Origin of the sequence: Flagellimonas sp., assembly GCF_965601775.1 — a bacterium.
In the GTDB taxonomy this organism is placed as follows: domain Bacteria; phylum Bacteroidota; class Bacteroidia; order Flavobacteriales; family Flavobacteriaceae; genus Flagellimonas.
Genome location: NZ_OZ271837.1, coordinates 3,873,424 through 3,891,955 on the forward strand (window position 1 = coordinate 3,873,424; position 18,532 = coordinate 3,891,955).

Genomic DNA, 18,532 nt, shown 5'->3' on the forward strand with positions numbered 1-18,532 from the left:
GGTATTATCTGATAACGGTTATAGTTCCTTGTCTTAAATTTTTTCCTTCGCGTGTTAACCTGTAATAGAAAATCATGTTCTGTTGGTTAAATGCTGTGGTAGATTCAGGCCAATTGTTTTCATAATTGGTTTGGCTGAATACCTCTTTACCTCTTTCATCAAATATGGTCACCAGTATTTGAGGGTCCCTTGAGAAGGTGTTGGGCAAGACCCATAAATCATTTATCCCATCTCCGTTGGCGGTTATCACATTGGGAATGGCAAAAGTGTCTCTATACGAAACGTTTATGACTCTGCTAATGGAGCAGTTGCCAAAATCTGCGGTGAGCAAATATTCTCCCTCTATATCAAAGGTGAATGAATCTTGTGTGCCCAGTAAGGTGTTATTGGAATCAAACCACTCATAAGATTGAGCTCCGCTTGCGGTTAGGGTTTCCTGTTCGCCTTCTATAATGACAATGTTTTCTTGACCGTCAAGCACAAGCAGGGATTCATCAAATGGTAAAACGGTTATTTCATTGGACACTAGAGGACAATCGTCTGTTGTTACTCTTAATTGATATACTCCGGCTTCGCTAACTGAAAGGGCGTTGGAGCTTGTGTCAACGGTATTACCATCTTTTATCCACTGGAAAGTTTCTCCAGTAAGATCTTTTGACGAGTCTATTGAGATTGTGTTTCCTCCAGGACATATTATGGTTCCATTGGAAGATAATGTCAAAGTTTCATTGGAAGCCAATCTTACGTTAAGCGTGTTGGAAGTCACGTTGAACGTAGACAATGTACCTGTCAAGGTATATGTACCATTGTCAGTATGGTCCGTTACCGCTAAAGTTCTTGAATTCTCTCCTGCGAGATTGCTTCCTTCATAGGTCCATTGATAGCTGAACGAGTTTTCCAAGTCGGCCGTAACATCTGTCCTTGCGCCAGAAACACCTATGGCTTCAATCGTAGAAATTCCCAAGGTAACGTCTGTATCAACACACTCCGAGTAGGAACCGACATAACTAATAGTAAACTCAAAGGAATTGGGTGACACTACCGTAGTGGTTTCGGAATCCACTGGAGGGGCAGTTACACAACTACCCGCGGTTTCTGTGACTCTTACAAAATACACTCCAACCTCTGAGATAACTAGGGAGTTGCTATTGGCACCAGAAACAGGAGCTCCATCTTTGAACCATTGAAAGGTTGGGGAAACAGCATTGGTTGTCACTGATAGTGTTTCATTTTGTCCAGGCAGTAGTACAATGTTTTCTTCGTTTTGACGAGTTGCCAAAACGGAACCTAGATTTTGTACGGATACCGCTGAAGATCTTTCAGTACAAACACCTGAACCCTCTATTTCAACCTCATAACTTCCTTCAAACCCAGCTGAAGAGGTATCTATATTCAATACGTTTCCTTCTAGGGTTGGCCCAGAAACAATAGAACCGTCTTTATACCAAGTATATGTTAGCCCCGAACCTCCAAGATTAGCTGTCAAAGTATGGGGGTCACCAATACAGAGGTCTACGGAACTTGGACCACCAATGGCTACGCCAAGAGCTGAGCCTGTTGTTACATCGATGATGTTTGAGGACGTATTGGCTGAACCGGTACAAATTGCTCCGTAATCCAGTTCTACATAGTACATTCCTGGTGTAGTTACGGTAAGTTGGTTGGATTTTTCACTAAGCAAAGTGGAACTTCTATACCAGTTGTATTGATATGTACTTGCGTTGGGAATATTGTGCGTAGCCAAAACTACTGAAGCCCCTCCACACTGTTGAATCTCTCCACCAGGTGGGATGGTACCGTTTCCATCCCTACTGATACGCAATGGTGATTCGAAATCAACAAAGTGCATGGGATAGGGTACGGAGGCAGGACTGGTTTTGGCTGGATTGGTACTTCTAACACGAAGTCTATAGTTTTCACCTCGAACGGTATTGGGTACCGCGAATTGAAATTCAAAATCAAAGGTTGTATTCATGTCCGAAACTCTATCCAGCTCTGTTGGCGAGCCAAAGTTTCCGTTCGCATCGGACAATTCAAGGATAAATTCGTTATTGGAGGCGACCAATGGAGGACTCCAAGTAAAATTCACAAAGTACTCATTGAAACTAGGAGAAGCACATGCAGCAGTCCAAGCAGAATTACCGGCAAGATTGGGATTATCAGCCGCTTCTGGTTGATTGAGTACTTGTCCTGTGGCCAAAAAAGGCAAAACAATCATGGCCATAGCGATGATTGTTGGAATGCTGTAGGTTGAACTATTTTTTCTCATCAGCGTTAGTTTTAAGAGGTTGTCGACAAATTTTGCCCCAAATATGTGCCCCTTAAGATGTTGAGTTGTTTGGTTGCGGTTCTAAGGCATCCAATTTTTCATACAGTATTCCAATAACAAATATGATTTTTATCGGGTGGAATGGAAAGATATTGTTGTGGGCTATCCCAAAACTGTTGTGAAATGGCCTTCTTTGTATACTCTTGACACTTAAAATAGCCTGAAGTAACTGTTTTTGCTACATTTGCGCTTCAATTAGAGATTATGGCCGAAGAGGAAAAGTCGCTGAATTTTATTGAGCATATCATTGAGGATGATTTAAAGGCAAATTACTCCAAAGATGACTTGCGTTTTAGGTTTCCACCTGAGCCAAATGGGTACTTGCATATTGGTCATGCCAGTTCAATTTGTCTCAATTTTGGACTAGGTTTGAGATATGATGCCCCAGTCAATTTGAGGTTCGATGACACTAATCCCGCTAAAGAGGAAAAGGAATATGTGGACGCCATAAAGGAGGATATAAAATGGCTTGGATTTGATTGGGATTCAGAACGTTACGCTTCTGATTATTTTCAGGAATTATATGATTGGGCGGTTGAACTGATTAAGTCCGGAATGGCGTATGTAGACAGTCAAACGTCGGATGAGATAGCCGCTCAGAAGGGAACACCTACCGAACCTGGCGAAAATAGCCCCTACAGAAACCGTTCAGTTGAGGAAAACCTTAAGCTTTTTGAGGATATGAAGAATGGAAAGTATGGGGAAGGAGAACACGTTCTTAGAGCAAAAATCGACATGGCTTCACCCAATATGCTTATGAGAGACCCAGTGATGTATCGTGTCCTTCATAAAGCGCACCATAGAACGAATACCGATTGGTGTATTTATCCGATGTATGATTGGACCCACGGGGAAAGTGATTATATAGAACAAGTGTCACACTCCCTATGTACACTAGAATTTTTACCACATAGAGAGCTTTATGATTGGTTTTTGGACCAATTGGTATCAAAAGGGAAGCTCAGACCCAAACAACGTGAATTTGCAAGACGAAACTTAAGTCATACCGTTGTAAGCAAGAGAAAGCTGCTACAATTGGTTGAAGGGAATGTCGTTTCGGGGTGGGACGACCCAAGAATGCCTACCATCTCTGGTTTGAGAAGGAGGGGATATACACCTGAATCCATAAGAAATTTTGCAGACACTATTGGAATCGCGAAAAGAGATAATGTGGTTGATGTTTCTTTGTTGGAATTTCATGTTAGGGAGCATTTGAACAAAATTGCCCCTCGCGTGATGGCGGTTTTGAATCCACTTAAGATTGTCATAACAAATTACGAAGAGGGAAAAGAAGAATGGCTGGAGGCCGAGAACAATCCGGAGGATGAGAAAGCAGGAACCCGTAAAGTGCCATTTTCTCGAGAACTGTATATAGAAAAAGAGGATTTTCGCGAACAAGCCAATCGTAAGTTTTTCAGATTAAAATTGGGAGGAGAGGTTCGCTTGAAGAATGGATACATTATTAAGGCGGAAAGCTGCACCAAAGATGAAGATGGGAATGTAATCGAAGTTCAATGCACGTATGACCCAAAAAGTAAAAGTGGTAGTGGAACAGAAGAAAGCCTGAGAAAAGTTAAGGGGACATTACATTGGGTTTCAATTTCACATGCTTTTGAAGCCGAGGTTCGCTTATACGATAGATTATTTACTGATGCGACACCGGATGGACATAAGGACAAGGATTTTATGGATTTTGTAAATCCAGATTCTTTAGAAAAGGTAACAGGCTATTTGGAACCAAGTTTGAAAAATGCAAAACCTGGAGACAGATTTCAGTTTCAGCGATTGGGATATTTTAATGTGGATTTGGATTCTACTTCTGAGAATTTGGTGTTTAACAGAACCGTTACTCTTAGGGACACTTGGGCGAAAATTGAGCAAAAATCTTAGAATAGAGAAAAGCAATAGTGCAAATCAAGTATTATAGAAAATGACTATCTAAACCGCACTATTTTAAGGGTTTTTCCAAAGAGTATTCAGTTTCAACATATGAAAGCCTATAACCCTCCTTATTTGTGGATTAAATAGGCTTAAAATAAAAAAACCCTGTCGTGCAGGGTTTTTCTTTTTAATGAAATTGCGCCAATGTTAATTGTCCGCGTTTTTGTTTTTGTTATTCTGTTTTTTCATGGCTTCGCCAATCTGATTACTAGCGGTAAATGAGGCAACCATATTGTTTAGCATATCACTTCCTGCCTGTGGTGAGTTAGGTAATAGAATGAGATTTGAATTGGTTTCCTCACCAATTGCTTGTAAGGTGTCGTAATGTTGGGTGACCACAATTAAGGCAGAGGCTTCTTGCGAATTTATACCCACCTTGTTCAAGACCTCAACAGATTCTTCCAAACCTCTGGCAATCTCTCGACGTTGGTCGGCGATACCCTGACCTTGCAACCTTTTACTTTCTGCTTCGGCCTTTGCTTTTTCTACTATAAGGATTCTAGCAGCATCCCCTTCAAATTGTGCAGCTATTTTTTCACGCTCCGAAGCATTGATTCGGTTCATGGCCGCTTTAACTTGGGCATCGGGGTCAATGTCGGTAACCAAGGTTTTGATGATGTCATAACCATATTCCGACATGTATTCTTGAAGCTCTCTTTTTACCGCAATGGCGATATCATCTTTTTTAACGAAGACATCGTCTAATTTCATTTTAGGAACTTCAGCGCGGACCACATCAAAAACAAAAGAAGTGATTTGGTCATGGGGATATTCTAGCTTGTAAAAGGCATCATAAACCTTTTCTCTGATGACCACGTATTGAACGGAAACCTTAAGCTTCACAAACACATCATCCAAGGTTTTCGTTTCAACAATTACATCCAATTGTTGAATTTTAAGACTTAATCGACCAGCAATGCGGTCAACAAGCGGAATTTTCATTTGCAATCCTGAATTTCTGATGCTTTGGAATTTTCCAAACCGCTCAACGACAACAGCCGTTTGTTGTTTAACAACAAAGAAGGAAGCAAATAGAATGATAAGTCCGAAAAAAATAATAGGTATTAATAGGAAATTGCCCATAGATATAATTTTTAAGTGTTGATTGTAGGAAATTACAAAACTCCGTATTGGATTGGTAGGGAATTTGACAAAATTGTTACAGGGTTTAATAGAACGGGGAATAGGATTGATATTCTTTCAGCACCCTTTTAAAGGAATCCATTGCTACATGGTTTTAAACCGGACATACATTCTAATGAAAAAGTAGGATGGAAAGTACTATCTTATAAATCTTATACAAACCAATACCAACCAAAACCATGGAACGCTATTCAAAACTTCATTTATGGATGATAGGTGTTTTGCTACTTGTTCAAGTAAGCATTTTTAAATTCTATTTCAGCAGTTTTACCACAGAGACTTGGGAAATTCACATCCATTTTTGGTTGGTTACTTTTTGGTATATTTTTCTAATAATCCAACCCTATTTGGCTACCCGAGGCAAACTGGATAAGCATAGGACGTTAGGGATAATTGGTTTTTTGATTGCTGGTGGAGCCATTTTCACAGGATTCAGCCTATTGGATATTCCTTTAAAACTGGTAAAGGATTGGACTCCTGACCGACCAGGGCCTCCTCCTTTTTTCTATTATGGCACTTTAGTGGTTGAATTTGTTTTGATGGTTGCATTTACCTATGCAATCGTGCAGGGAATTTTGCGTAGAAAGAATTTAGCCGAACATGCATGGTGGTTGATTGCCAGCGCCTTCTATATGATGATGCCCGCCGTAGGAAGAGGCTTAATCGTTTTTTGGAGAAGTATTTTGCCTCCAGAAAAGCTGAAACCGATACTTGTCGTTTTGTCAGCGGAATTGATATATATTCCCCTGTTTTTATTGTTTGCCTTTAAATTTGGAAAGTTTAGACACCAAGCAACACTCATTGGGCTTCTTTTGGTATTGGTTAGATTGTTAAGGGTTCCAATAGGTTCTTCAGAAGCAGTTCAGACCTTTCTAAAAGCGGTAATTCAGTTTTAAAGTGCTAAGATTTTGAAATGGCTCTTTCAATTCGCGCCAAAGTATCTTCTTTTCCAATCATTTCAATAATATCGAAGAGATGAGGTCCTTTTAAGTCACCCACAAGACTTAATCGTAAAGGCCCCATGACTTTTCCAAATGAAAGTTCTTTTTGGGCAATCCAATCTTTAATGGTGCTTTCAATGTTAGCCGATGTGAAATTCTCAACCGAAGCAATTTGCTCTGACACGTCTTGCAAAATGACAGGAGTATCGGGCTTAAATTGCTTTTTAAACGCTTTCTCATTGTATTCCGAAGGAGGCACAAAGAAAAAACTGCACAGTTCCCAGAATTCAGAAACGAAATGGGCACGCTCCTTTATCAATGAAACTACTTTTTGGGTGTAGTCAGGGTCGCTATCCTTAACTTCTGCGTGATTGTCACCCTCCACCTTTATGAAAAGTGTAGCGAGCTCAGAGTTGGACTTTTGCTGTAAATACTGGTGATTGAACCATTTCGTCTTTTCAGGGTCAAATCGTGCCCCCGACTTATTTATGCGCTCCAAACTAAAAGATTCAATTAGCTCCTCCAAAGAGAATAGTTCCTTTTCTGTACCAGGATTCCACCCCAACAAAGCTAGAAAGTTGACCACGGTTTCTGGAAAGTATCCACTTTCTCTATAGCCCGTCGCATCATTCCATTGCAATGGAAAAACAGGAAATCCTCCTTTTTCCCCATCGCGCTTACTTAGCTTGCCTTTTCCTACCGGTTTCATGATAAGGGGTAAATGTGCAAATTGAGGGGCTTTCCATTCAAAAGCGTCATAGAGCAGTTGGTGAAGTGCCAAAGAAGGAAGCCATTCCTCTCCACGAATTACATGTGTGATTTCCATTAAATGATCATCAACAATATTGGCCAAATGGTAGGTGGGCATGCCATCACTCTTAAATAGAATTTTATCATCCAAAATATTGGTGTCTATGGTAATCTCTCCTCGAATGGCGTCCTGCAATATCAGTTTCTGGTCTTTTGGCGATTTGAATCGAATGACATAATGCTCTCCAGCGTCAATTTTTTGCTTTACTTCTGCACTTGATAAAGAAAGAGAGTTGGAAAGCTTTTCCCTGTTGTGCCAATTATAGATAAAAGTTTTCCCTTTGGCTTCATGGTCTTTTCTATGATAATCCAAAGTTTCTGAAGTATCGAAGGCATAATATGCATGACCTTTTTCGATTAACGCGAGGGCATATTGCTCATAAAGGTGTTTACGCTCACTTTGGCGATAGGGACCAAAACCCTTGTCCTTACCGGGTCCTTCGTCAAAAGGGATTCCACACCAGTTCAGGGCCTCAACAATGTAAGCTTCTGCACCTTCCACATAACGGTTCTGATCGGTATCTTCAATTCGCAAGATAAAATCACCCTCATGTTTTTTGGCAAAAAGGTAATTGAACAATGCTGTCCTAACCCCGCCAATATGTAATGGACCGGTAGGACTGGGGGCAAAGCGAACCCTAACTTTTGACATGCCTTTAAAATTTTGCCAAAGGTATGAAAAGCACTAGGCTATAGAAAGGGATTTTGAGGGTTTCATGTCTTTCGGAACCCTAGGGTTCATGATGTAAAACCAAAGAGGTGGCATTAGAGAGAGCACCATGGAAGTTGGGTAACCGAAAGGCATTTGTGGAGAGATATCGTGGTAATCCAATATTTGATATTTTTTGGATGATTTGTAATGATGGTCACTATGTCTTGTAAGTTCGTACAAAACAATTCTTCCAATAACATGGTTGCTGTTCCAAGAGTGACATTCCCTAACGCGTTCATATCTCCCTGAAGGCATTTTCTTGCGCATTAAACCGTAGTGTTCAATATAGTTTACGGTTTCAAGGAGGAGAAATCCGACGATTCCTGAAGCTAAGGCAAAAATGAGCCCCAGTAGGCCAAAGAAATAGAAAGCTATCAACAAGTATGAGATTTGAAAAAGGCTATACCACAGCATATCGTTTTTAATGCTAAAGAAGGGAAGCCCCTCTTTTTTTAGAAGGTTGTTCTGAATGAGCCACGCATTTTTATATTGCCCTAAGGTAGAGGTAAGCCAAAAGGAGTACACGCTTTGATTGTAAGAAGCAGTGGCAGGGTCTTCTTTAGTGGCAGCTTTCGCATGATGTCCAAAATTGTGCTCAATGTAAAAGTGCATGTAAAAGGAAGGCAGCAAAAGAAGTTTCCCCAAATACCGCTCAAAGGCATGTTGCCTATGCCCCAGTTCATGTCCCACATTGATGCCGTTAACCCCCAATACAATTCCAATGGAAAAGATCAACCCAACAATTTCGAAAATCTGATAGGTGTTTGTTGAAATGTCATATAGGGCATAGAATGAAAAGAGGCAGACTATGGGGACATTCAAATAAAGCAACCAATCGAAAAGAGGGCTTTTTTTCTTTTCTTCTCGTTCTTCGGGAGAAAGATTCGATGAATCAACAGGAAGTAATACTTCCAGTAAAGGAATGATAGCGAAGGTATAAACGGGGGTAAAGAAACTCCAGTACCCTTTGAAATAAAGGCTAATTATTGCTGATATAGGAATGGTGAAAGCGGCTAGATACTTCAAATCTTTCATAGAGAGGCCTTTTAACAAAAAATTCTAAAGACAATTGATGGGTAACAGGTATCTTGTAATAAATATAAAGTATTTTGGGCAGTTATCAAGAGGTTTTAGATAAGCTTGAGGGCTTTAGCAAGAAGTATTATACTAAAAAATTGGTTCAAGGCGCCTTGTTGTTCATTGCTCTTGGATTTCTTTTTTGGCTGGCAATAACATCGGTTGAACTGTTTTTATGGTTGGACAGCAGTTGGCGTTTGACCCTATTCATAATTTTCGTTATTGTGGAAGGGTATTTGCTGTATCGATTTATTATTATTCCAACATCATATCTGCTTAGGATTAAGAAGGGACTAACCAATAAAGAAGCGTCTAGATTAATAGGTGTTCACTTTCCAACGGTTGAAGATAAGTTGTTTAACCTATTGGAGTTGGCAGAGAATCCCGCTAAGTCGGAGTTATTGCAAGCCAGCATAGAACAAAGATCAAAGACATTAAGACCTCTACCCTTTAAAGACGCGATTGACTTTAAAGATGGCTATAAATACGCCAGATATTTAATAGCCCCTATTGCTATACTAACGCTGTTTTGGCTATCGGGTAATATCGGAAGCTTGCTAAATTCGCATGATAGGGTGATAAACTATGATTTGGCTTATGAACGACCCGCTCCTTTCCTGTTTAAGTTACTGACAACAAATCTTCAAGTTTTAGACAACGAACCGTTGACTATTGAGTTTGCGATTGAGGGAGATATCGTACCGGAGAATGCGTCTATCGTTTTCGGAGACAAGACCTTGTTGATGAGAAGGAGAGGAAACAGCTTTATTTATGTTGTGGAGCCTCCATTTATCAGCACGGAGTTTTATGTAGAAGCAAATGGATGGAAGTCCAGAAGTTATAGAATTGAAAGTATTAATACACCTACTCTGGTTGATTTCAAAATGAATTTAAAGTACCCAAGGTATTTGAACAAGTCGGGAGAAAGTGTGGATGGTAGTGGTAATGCGGTTGTACCGGAAGGCACTCGGGTTGAATGGGTAATCAGAGGTACATCTGTTGACGAAGTAAGGATGAGTTCATATCAAGATACGGCACTCTTTGATACGGATGAAGAGAGGTTCATATTGTCCAAGACTCTGGAAAAGAACTGGGATTATGTGATAAGCACGTCAAATGAAAATGTAAAGGATTTCGAGTCCTTGCGCTATTCCATTGATGTAATTAAGGATGCTTCACCAAAGATTGAGGTTAACCAGATTATGGATTCGCTAAATCCAAATCAGTCGTTTTATATGGGACAACTATCTGATGATTATGGGCTATCAAAATTGAGCCTTGTTTATTATCGTGGGGATAATGAGCAGAATAAAAAGAAAGTGTCACTCGAATCCCTTACTGGAAGCGTCCACCAGTTTTACTATACGTTCCCTTCGGGAATAGATGTAGAAGAGGGAGGTATGTATAAGATATACTTTGAAGTAATTGATAATGATGGACTAAGAGGGGGGAAAGTAACCAGGAGTAAAGTGTTTAATACAAAGGTTTATAATGATAATGAACTGATAAACAAAGAGTTAGAAGTTCAGGATAACTTATTAAGAAAGTTTGACGAGTCTTTAAAGGGATATAGGGAACAGCAAGAAACCCTTTCTAAGATCAATGAGAGACAGAAGGAAGGAGGCACATTTAATTTTGAGGAAAAAACAAAGATTAAGGACTTTATTCAAAAGCAGAAGGAGCAAGAACAACTAATGGAGAAGTTCAGTAAGCAACTGAACCAAAGTTTGGATAAGAACAGTGAGAATGATGAGTTAAAGAGATTATTGCAAGAAAGGTTGCGAAGGCAGGAATTAGAGGCGAAACGGAATGAAAGATTACTTGATGAGCTAAACAAGTTGGCCGATAAAATTGAGAAGGAAGAATTAAAGAAGCGGTTGGAGGAGCTTTCTAAGAAGCAGGGGTCCAATGCGAGGAATCTTGAACAGTTATTGGAGCTGACAAAAAGGTATTATGTGACGGAAAAGGCGTCTCAATTAGGCAGAGATTTGGAGAAATTAGCTAATGAACAAAGTGAGTTGGCCAAGGAAGCCACGGAAAGTAAGAATAAGAATAGTGAAGACCAAATTGATGAGCAAAAGAAATTGAATGAGTCTTTTGACAAGATTAGTGATGAGTTGGATGAATTGAAAGAGGATAACCAGAAGTTGAAAAAACCGTTGTCTTTTAAGGATACGAAGAAAGATGAGAAATCAATAAGGAACGATCAAGAAGATGCTCTGGATGAACTTAAAAAGGATGAATCTTCAAGTGACCAAGAAAGTCAGAAGAACCAAAATTCTGCTGCTAAAAAGCAAAAGTCTGCGGCGCAGAAAATGGAGCAATTGGGTAAATCCCTTCAGCAGAGTGCTGCAGCCGGAGGCGGTTCTTCGGACACAGAGGATGCCGAAATGTTAAGGCAGATATTGGATAACCTGGTTACCTTTTCGTTCAAACAGGAGCAACTTTTTGAATGGGTTGAAGAATCTGATGTGGATGTTTCTCAATATGGTAAAATGGTTCGGGATCAAAAAGGGCTAAGAGGGCTGTTTGAACATGTGGATGATAGTTTATTTGCACTTTCACTTCGCAGGGCGGAGTTATCGGAGTTTGTAAATGAACAAATAACCGATGTGTATTACAACATTGATAAATCATTGGAAAGCTTGGCGGAGAATCAAGTTTTTCAGGGAGCATCCTATCAACAGTATGTAATAAACGCTACCAATTCTCTAGGGGATTTTTTGGCCAATATATTGGATAATATGCAACAGAATATGCAACCTGGACAAGGTCAAGGCCAGGGAGGTGAAGGTTTCCAATTGCCGGATATAATTCAAGGCCAGAAGGGCATACAGGAAAAAGTGAATAGTTCAGGGCAGGAGGGAAATAAAAAGAAAGATAAAAAGGGAGATTCAAACGAAGGTTTGGAAGGGAAGGATGGAGAAAGCAAGGAGAGCAAGGATGGTGAGGGAAAAGGAAAAGACTTGGAAAATGGGAATGCGAAGGGGGAAAATCAGCCTGGCGGTGAGGAGATGGGCTTCAATGAGATTTATGAAATTTATAAGCAGCAATCATTTCTTAGACAGCAGTTAGAGCAGCAGTTGGATGATATTATTAAGGAGGCGGATAGAGAGTTGGCGGAAAAACTTATCCGTCAGATGGAGGACTTTGAAAACGATTTAATTGAGAACGGTATTACCAAGAGAACACAGCAAAAGGTGAACGTGATTCAACATCAATTGTTGAAGCTTGAAAACGCGGCTTTAAAACAGGGGGAACAAAAGGAAAGGGAGAGTAAGACAGAATACAACAAATATGTGAATCCCATTATAACCAAACCTGACCAGCTTATAAAGACTTCTAACGATATTGAAATATTAAACAGACAAGCACTACCTTTGCGCCGCCAATACGATAAGAGAGTTAAGGAATATTTCAGAAATGATTGATTTCCATTTTGAATCAGATTTTAATTTACAGGACATTGAGAAGTTTTCCGACTGGGTAACTAGAGTTATTGAGGGAGAAAATTACGAAGTGGGTAAATTAGACTATATTTTTTGTGATGATGAGAAGTTACTTGCCATAAATCAGGAGTACTTAGGCCATGATACATATACGGACATTATAACTTTTGATTATACGGATGGACAGGTAATGTCGGGAGATGTTTTTATTTCTGTTGACCGGGTAAAAGAGAATGCGCTGAAATATAATGTAGGTGTACACGAAGAGTTATTACGGGTCATGAGTCATGGCATTTTACATCTAGCTGGATACGGTGATAAATCGGACAATGAGATAGGTGTCATGAGAGCAAAGGAGGAAGAAAAAATTAAAATGTTCCACGTGGAACAATAGTTATGTTTGAAAAGGAGTATGATGTAATAGTCGTAGGTGGAGGTCATGCTGGCGCGGAAGCGACAGCTGCTGCAGCCAATATGGGCTCAAAAACTTTGCTGGTTACTATGAACCTCCAAACAATAGGCCAGATGTCTTGCAACCCTGCTATGGGTGGAATTGCAAAAGGCCAAATTGTTCGTGAAATCGATGCATTGGGTGGTTATAGTGGGATTGTAACTGATAAGTCGGCGATTCAGTTTAAGATGCTAAATAAGTCTAAAGGACCGGCAATGTGGAGTCCTCGCGCCCAAAATGATAGAATGCGCTTTGCTGAGGAATGGAGGCTGATTTTGGAAGGAACTCCAAACGCGGATTTTTATCAGGAAATGGTTTCGGGACTTTTGGTGGAGGGAAACAAAGTAGTTGGGGTGCGAACATCTTTAGGAATTGATATTCGAGCTAAAGCGGTAGTTCTTACAAACGGAACTTTCTTGAATGGTCTGATTCATATTGGAGAGAAACAATTTGGAGGAGGAAGAGCCGGCGAAAGAGCGGCTACAGGAATAACTGAACAGCTTGTTGATTTTGGGTTTGATTCTGGACGGATGAAAACCGGTACACCACCACGAGTGGATGGCAGGTCTTTGGATTATGGTAAAATGATTCCACAACCGGGAGACACTAATCCTGAGAAGTTCTCGTATTTGGATACACCTGTGCTCGACAATCAACGCGACTGTCATATGACGCATACCAGCGAATTGGTTCATGATTTGCTTCGAGAAGGTTTTGACCGTTCACCGATGTTTAATGGAAGAATTAAAAGTATTGGACCGCGATATTGCCCGTCCATTGAAGATAAGATTCATCGTTTTACGGATAAAAATTCCCATCAGATTTTTGTCGAACCTGAGGGGTGGATTACAGTAGAAGTATATGTCAATGGTTTCTCTACATCATTACCAGAAGATGTTCAATATAGAGCGTTGAAATCCGTAAAAGGTTTTGAAAATGTGAAGTTTTTTAGGCCTGGATATGCCATTGAATACGATTATTTCCCACCAACACAATTGAAACATACCTTAGAAACAAAACTGGTTGACAACCTATATTTTGCTGGACAAATAAACGGGACAACAGGATATGAAGAAGCAGCTTCACAGGGTCTGATGGCGGGCATTAACGCGCACCTTAAAATAAATGAACAGGAACCGTTTACACTGAAAAGAGACGAAGCTTATATTGGGGTTTTAATTGATGATTTAATCACTAAGGGCACGGAGGAGCCTTATCGTATGTTTACCTCAAGGGCTGAATATAGAACATTGTTGAGACAGGATAACGCCGACCTTAGACTGACTCCAAAGGGTTATGCCCTTGGCTTGGCTTCAAGGGAGAGATTGGAGCGTATGGAGGAAAAGCAAGAAAAGTCCAATGAGTTTATCCACTTTTTTAAGAAAACGAGCTTTAATCCCGATGAGATTAATCCGATTCTCGAACGTATTGATTCGGCACAAGTACGCCAGTCAGATAAATTGTTTAAAGTCTTTTCAAGGCCAAAAGTTAGTATGGACCACATGCTAGAATTGGAGTCGGTTTCAAATTTCGTGTCGGAAAGAAACTTGGAAAGAGAGGTTTTGGAGCAAGCCGAAATTCAAGTAAAGTACTCGGGCTATATTGAAAAGGAAAAGAACAATGCTGATAAACTGCATCGCCTCGAGAATGTAAGGATTCCAGATTCCTTTGATTATTCAAAATTGAAGTCTTTATCTTATGAGGCTAGGGAAAAATTGGAAGAGATTCGACCGGTAAATATTTCACAAGCTTCCAGAATAAGTGGAGTTTCTCCCGCAGACATCAGTGTGCTTTTAGTATTTCTTGGTCGATAACTTAAATGTTCCACGTGGAACAGGAAAAAATTTTGGGTTTTTTGGTTTGATTTTTGTTGTGGTTTGAAACAAATAATACGCCAAGTGAAAAACTTTATCAGCCTTTTTCTTTTGTTCTTCTTGCTTCAATCGTGTGTCCCATTGCGAATAGCCCCTAATATCAAAGATTATAAAATCGCAAAAGGAAAGAAGTTCAAAAGAAACCTTCCCAAGAAAACGATGTTCGTTTTTGAGGACCCAAAAGATGCTAATGAGTTCTACGATTTTATAAATATCAAGTTTGGTTTAGAAGATTACTCAGTGGATGTAGATGTGCCATTCCATACTAATGATATTAAATATGGTTTTTCATTTTATGAGGTTGAAATCCCGAACAAAACCTTAAATCTTGTTCCGGTTATGGCCGATGTTTTACTGGCTAGTGCAGAACTGGACCCCATTTTTGAAGAAATACATGAGTCAAGAAAAGGAAATTTTTATATTGCAATAGAAGTGTATGATGAATATGGAAATGACGTTTTACTAGAAAATTCTTCAAACAGGAAAGAGGTAATACAATTTCTTTCCGAGCTTAAAAATCAATATTTACGTACTAACAACTACAATGAAGTTGTATTTAAAAACTAAAGACTATTCTTTTTCCAAACAAGAGTTTGATTTAATGTGGGATGAGTCCAAGGATATGCTTATTACTCACCCGGTACCTGAGAATCTTGAAACTTTTTACGAAGGGGATAACTACATATCGCATACGGATTCAAATAAGTCTTTTGTGGATTTACTGTATCAACGAATCAAAGCAATGAATCTTAGCAATAAGCTACAACTTATTGAAAATCAAGGATATAAAAACAAAAACATACTGGATATTGGGGCCGGAACGGGGGATTTCCTGAATTTGGCCAGAACAAAGGGTTTCAAAGTGTCCGGAGTGGAACCAAGTGATAAAGCTAGAGATAAGGCGAAGCAAAAAGGGATAGATTTGGAACATAATCTGAACCATATCTCAAGTTCAAAATATGATGTTATCACTTTGTGGCATGTCTTGGAACACCTTCCAGATTTGAAGAATCAGATTGAGAAAATTTCATACTTGCTGGATGAAGACGGAATTTTGGTTGTGGCTGTTCCTAATTTTCGTTCCTGGGATGCTAAACATTATGGCAAATTTTGGGCGGCTTATGATGTCCCAAGACATTTATGGCATTTTTCAAAGCGTTCTATTGAATTGCTTTTTAAGGAACAGCAAATGAAGATTAAAACAATAATGCCCATGCGCTTCGATGCGTTTTATGTATCCCTGCTTTCTGAGAAATATAAGAGAAACCCATTTTATCTCCTCAGCGCATTCTTTAAGGGATTATGGTCCAATGTTGACGCAATCCGAACAAAAGAGTACTCCTCATTGATTTATGTTTTGGAAAAGGAAAAAACGTAAAATAAGAGCCCATATTCGACTTTTAGACTATCGCAAGTATATTGTCATTGTCAAAGGAAGAAAGGCTCACAGCTATAGCTAAAAACGAGCCAATACAATAGTAATTTCTAATTTCATCCTAGGCAATCCATAGATTTTTCTTATTTATTCTCCTCATGGAATTCTATTCGCAAAAACTTAATGGGAATCATTGGAAAAGCTTTTCTATTTTTGCCCATCGTTAAAATACAGTGATGAAAAAAATTATTCTACCCATAGTGGTCCTGTTGCTTGTTTCTTGTCAACAAAACAAAATTGGTTACGTGGACAATGTAAAACTAATGGATGGCTTTCAAGAAAAGATAGATGTTGAGGCAAAGTTCAAAACCAAGGTGGAGGCCATGACCAAAAAGAGAGATAGTATCTCCCAAGCATTCCAATTGGAATTACAACAGTTCCAGGCCAAGGCACAAAAAATGTCTCAAAAAAGCGCTCAGGAAGAATACGCCTTATTGCAACAAAGGGGTCAATTTGTTGGGAACCAATTACAGCAGGAAGAACAACAACTCCAGAAAACCAGCCAAACCGAAATGGATTCTTTGGTGAGCAAGGTGAAAAGAGAAATCAAGGCTTATGGTGAAGCTAATGGATTCACATACATTTTGGGAGGTGGTGATGGCGGAAGTGTTCTATATGGCAAAGACGGTCAAGACCTTACCGATGAAGTATTGAAAATTCTAAATGATAAGTACAAGAATTAAATTCACTTCTTAAAATAGCATTATAGCCCATCATTGATGGGCTTTTTTATTGCAATAGGTACACAAGAAAAATGGCAGGAATAAAATAAATCACAATGGTTCTGGCCCCATCATAATCCTTGGCCACACGCTGACCCAGCAATAAAAGCAACAGGGTAATACAGGAAATAATAGCTGCATATAGCGCCAAGGAACTAGAATCCAAAGTCGCGAACTGTATTGCACCCGCAAGGGCCAAGACCCCAGAAATACATTCCAAAAGAAGAATAATTCCCACAAGCAACGGAACGACATTCTTAAAAATAGTTTTTGAAAAATGACCTTTGAGCCAACCTAGGTTTCCTTTCCAGTCCACTATTTTATCCAATCCACTTTGAATAAAGGTTATGGCCAGGAAAATGAGCAATAGGATTTTTATGATATGTTCCATAAAGTTTGATTAAGCTGCTTTTACATGTAGCAGACGGGTTAGTTTAATGGATAGGTCGGTGAAAATGACCTTGGCATTACCGTTCCTTTCCACATGATAAATGGCTTTTTCGATTTCTTCAACAATTTCCAAGATATTGTTTTCATGAACAAAAGGGGCAAATTTTTTTAGGTCAAAGTTTACCTTATGCATTTTCAGATACACCAGAGAACTCGTATTGTAATTAAGAAGCAACGCTTGGCGCATTACTGTAATGCAGTAGTTTAGAAATTGTTTCTGCACCTCCCTACCTGTTTTAGAAAGCTCATCGCTCCAAAGAACAAGTTCATGGACCGCACCTTTGTTGCCTTTGGCTTTAAATGCACTCCTCACCCATTGGACAAACCATTGTTCAAAAACCAAATCCTCTGAATCCTTATTTAGCAAATCCAAGGCCTTGTTGTAATTCCCATTGGCTTCTTGTGCAATAGATAAAGCTTCGGACCTTTCTACGCCGTTTTTTTCAAGTGCTTGGGCAATAACACTTTCGGCCAAAGGAGGGAAATGCAGCACTTGGCAACGTGAAAGAATTGTGTTTATGATTTGTTCTTCCTCTTCAGCAATAAGAATAAGCACCGTTTTTTCAGGAGGTTCCTCTATTAGTTTAAGCAACTTGTTTGCTGCCGCAGTATTCATCTTTTCGGCCATCCAAATAAGCATGACCTTATATCCTCCTTCGTAGGATTTTAAGGATAGTTTTTTAACGATATCCTGTGCCTCATCAACCCCAATTTGGCCTTGTTTTTTTTCAATGCCAACAAGCCGGTACCAATCAAAAAGGTTTCCATAGGGCTGCTCCTTTACAAATTGCCTCCATTCCTCAATGAACAAATCACTGACGGCATGAGACTTTACTTTGTCAGAATTGGAGACAGGAAATGCAAAGTGCAAATCTGGATGCGAAAGACTTTTACATTTTAGATTACATGCTGTATTCCCATTTTCATTTTCACCATCTGTATTGGTACACAATAAATACTGTGCATAGGCAATGGCGATAGGTAATGTTCCACTGCCTTCAGGACCAATAAAGAGCTGTGCATGGGCAACCCGCCCATGATCCACTGTGGTGGTCAAATGGCGCTTAATATAATCAAGGCCCAGGATGTCTTTGAACAGCATGTGCCAAATATAATTTTTTAAGTCTTTATTCCTTGGGTATGGGTTTAAAATTATGGTCTTATAACGCTTTGGGATAATGGGAAATCTTTACTTTTG

Annotated in this window: 14 protein-coding genes; 8 read left to right on the top strand and 6 right to left on the bottom strand. The window is 39.5% G+C overall.

What is annotated here, in order from left to right:
- Positions 1 to 4: 4 nt before the first annotated feature.
- Positions 5 to 2,269: a gliding motility-associated C-terminal domain-containing protein gene (locus ACSLUF_RS17865; RefSeq protein ID WP_435624026.1), complete on the bottom strand. Its 2,265-nt coding sequence runs from the start codon at positions 2,267 to 2,269 to the stop codon at positions 5 to 7.
- Between the two features lie 264 nt (positions 2,270 to 2,533).
- Between ACSLUF_RS17865 and ACSLUF_RS17870 the strand changes: the two genes are divergently transcribed.
- On the top strand, positions 2,534 to 4,219 hold the full coding sequence (locus ACSLUF_RS17870) for a glutamine--tRNA ligase/YqeY domain fusion protein (RefSeq protein WP_435624027.1): 1,686 nt from the start codon (positions 2,534 to 2,536) through the stop codon (positions 4,217 to 4,219).
- Positions 4,220 to 4,417: 198 nt separating this feature from the next.
- On the opposite strand, the gene ACSLUF_RS17875 is transcribed toward ACSLUF_RS17870, so the two are convergent.
- A complete protein-coding gene (locus ACSLUF_RS17875; RefSeq protein WP_435624028.1) occupies positions 4,418 to 5,353 on the bottom strand; it encodes an SPFH domain-containing protein in 936 nt (311 codons plus the stop codon).
- A gap of 239 nt (positions 5,354 to 5,592) precedes the next feature.
- Here ACSLUF_RS17875 and ACSLUF_RS17880 point away from each other — a divergent pair, with 239 nt between their 5' ends.
- Positions 5,593 to 6,309, top strand: coding sequence for a hypothetical protein (locus ACSLUF_RS17880; protein ID WP_435624029.1), 717 nt, complete (start codon positions 5,593 to 5,595; stop codon positions 6,307 to 6,309).
- A gap of 4 nt (positions 6,310 to 6,313) precedes the next feature.
- On the opposite strand, the gene gltX is transcribed toward ACSLUF_RS17880, so the two are convergent.
- Both gltX and ACSLUF_RS17890 read right to left on the bottom strand, forming a co-directional pair.
- The gene (gene gltX / locus ACSLUF_RS17885; protein WP_435624030.1) at positions 6,314 to 7,816 is read right to left on the bottom strand and encodes a glutamate--tRNA ligase; all 1,503 of its coding nucleotides are present in this window, start codon (positions 7,814 to 7,816) and stop codon (positions 6,314 to 6,316) included.
- Between the two features lie 33 nt (positions 7,817 to 7,849).
- Positions 7,850 to 8,911 (bottom strand): alkane 1-monooxygenase, encoded by a 1,062-nt coding sequence (locus ACSLUF_RS17890; RefSeq protein ID WP_435624031.1) that lies wholly within the window; start codon positions 8,909 to 8,911, stop codon positions 7,850 to 7,852.
- A 74-nt stretch (positions 8,912 to 8,985) separates the two neighbouring features.
- On the opposite strand from ACSLUF_RS17890, the gene ACSLUF_RS17895 reads away from it, so the two are divergent.
- The 6 genes from ACSLUF_RS17895 (at position 8,986) to ACSLUF_RS17920 (ending at position 16,845) form a co-directional block, all read left to right on the top strand.
- Positions 8,986 to 12,384, top strand: coding sequence for a hypothetical protein (locus ACSLUF_RS17895; protein WP_435624032.1), 3,399 nt, complete (start codon positions 8,986 to 8,988; stop codon positions 12,382 to 12,384).
- Positions 12,377 to 12,796: an rRNA maturation RNase YbeY gene (gene ybeY, locus ACSLUF_RS17900; RefSeq protein ID WP_435624033.1), complete on the top strand. Its 420-nt coding sequence runs from the start codon at positions 12,377 to 12,379 to the stop codon at positions 12,794 to 12,796. The genes ACSLUF_RS17895 and ybeY overlap by 8 nt, the downstream gene beginning before the upstream one ends.
- Before the next feature lie 2 nt (positions 12,797 to 12,798).
- Complete coding sequence (gene mnmG / locus ACSLUF_RS17905) at positions 12,799 to 14,667, top strand: tRNA uridine-5-carboxymethylaminomethyl(34) synthesis enzyme MnmG (RefSeq protein ID WP_435624034.1); 1,869 nt, start codon at positions 12,799 to 12,801, stop codon at positions 14,665 to 14,667.
- Between the two features lie 84 nt (positions 14,668 to 14,751).
- The gene (locus ACSLUF_RS17910) at positions 14,752 to 15,294 is read left to right on the top strand and encodes a hypothetical protein (RefSeq protein ID WP_435624035.1); all 543 of its coding nucleotides are present in this window, start codon (positions 14,752 to 14,754) and stop codon (positions 15,292 to 15,294) included.
- Positions 15,272 to 16,105 (top strand): class I SAM-dependent methyltransferase, encoded by an 834-nt coding sequence (locus tag ACSLUF_RS17915; RefSeq protein ID WP_435624036.1) that lies wholly within the window; start codon positions 15,272 to 15,274, stop codon positions 16,103 to 16,105. The genes ACSLUF_RS17910 and ACSLUF_RS17915 overlap by 23 nt, the downstream gene beginning before the upstream one ends.
- A 233-nt stretch (positions 16,106 to 16,338) precedes the next feature.
- The gene (locus ACSLUF_RS17920; protein ID WP_435624037.1) at positions 16,339 to 16,845 is read left to right on the top strand and encodes an OmpH family outer membrane protein; all 507 of its coding nucleotides are present in this window, start codon (positions 16,339 to 16,341) and stop codon (positions 16,843 to 16,845) included.
- Between the two features lie 46 nt (positions 16,846 to 16,891).
- On the opposite strand, the gene ACSLUF_RS17925 is transcribed toward ACSLUF_RS17920, so the two are convergent.
- Both ACSLUF_RS17925 and ACSLUF_RS17930 read right to left on the bottom strand, forming a co-directional pair.
- Positions 16,892 to 17,275 (bottom strand): DoxX family protein, encoded by a 384-nt coding sequence (locus ACSLUF_RS17925; protein ID WP_435624038.1) that lies wholly within the window; start codon positions 17,273 to 17,275, stop codon positions 16,892 to 16,894.
- A 9-nt stretch (positions 17,276 to 17,284) separates the two neighbouring features.
- Complete coding sequence (locus ACSLUF_RS17930) at positions 17,285 to 18,436, bottom strand: ATP-binding protein (protein ID WP_435624039.1); 1,152 nt, start codon at positions 18,434 to 18,436, stop codon at positions 17,285 to 17,287.
- Between the last annotated feature and the right edge of the window lie 96 nt (positions 18,437 to 18,532).

Bases quoted from the DNA above. Each gene is read 5' to 3' on its own strand.
- gltX (WP_435624030.1), bottom strand. From the start codon at position 7,816: ATGTCAAAAGTTAGGGTTCGCTTTGCCCCCAGTCCTACCGGTCCATTA.
- ACSLUF_RS17880 (WP_435624029.1), top strand. From the start codon at position 5,593: ATGGAACGCTATTCAAAACTTCATTTATGGATGATAGGTGTTTTGCTA.
- ACSLUF_RS17865 (WP_435624026.1), bottom strand. From the start codon at position 2,269: ATGAGAAAAAATAGTTCAACCTACAGCATTCCAACAATCATCGCTATG.
- mnmG (WP_435624034.1), top strand. From the start codon at position 12,799: ATGTTTGAAAAGGAGTATGATGTAATAGTCGTAGGTGGAGGTCATGCT.
- ACSLUF_RS17870 (WP_435624027.1), top strand. From the start codon at position 2,534: ATGGCCGAAGAGGAAAAGTCGCTGAATTTTATTGAGCATATCATTGAG.
- ACSLUF_RS17925 (WP_435624038.1), bottom strand. From the start codon at position 17,275: ATGGAACATATCATAAAAATCCTATTGCTCATTTTCCTGGCCATAACC.
- ACSLUF_RS17890 (WP_435624031.1), bottom strand. From the start codon at position 8,911: ATGAAAGATTTGAAGTATCTAGCCGCTTTCACCATTCCTATATCAGCA.
- ACSLUF_RS17930 (WP_435624039.1), bottom strand. From the start codon at position 18,436: ATGCTGTTCAAAGACATCCTGGGCCTTGATTATATTAAGCGCCATTTG.
- ybeY (WP_435624033.1), top strand. From the start codon at position 12,377: ATGATTGATTTCCATTTTGAATCAGATTTTAATTTACAGGACATTGAG.
- ACSLUF_RS17875 (WP_435624028.1), bottom strand. From the start codon at position 5,353: ATGGGCAATTTCCTATTAATACCTATTATTTTTTTCGGACTTATCATT.
- ACSLUF_RS17915 (WP_435624036.1), top strand. From the start codon at position 15,272: ATGAAGTTGTATTTAAAAACTAAAGACTATTCTTTTTCCAAACAAGAG.
- ACSLUF_RS17920 (WP_435624037.1), top strand. From the start codon at position 16,339: ATGAAAAAAATTATTCTACCCATAGTGGTCCTGTTGCTTGTTTCTTGT.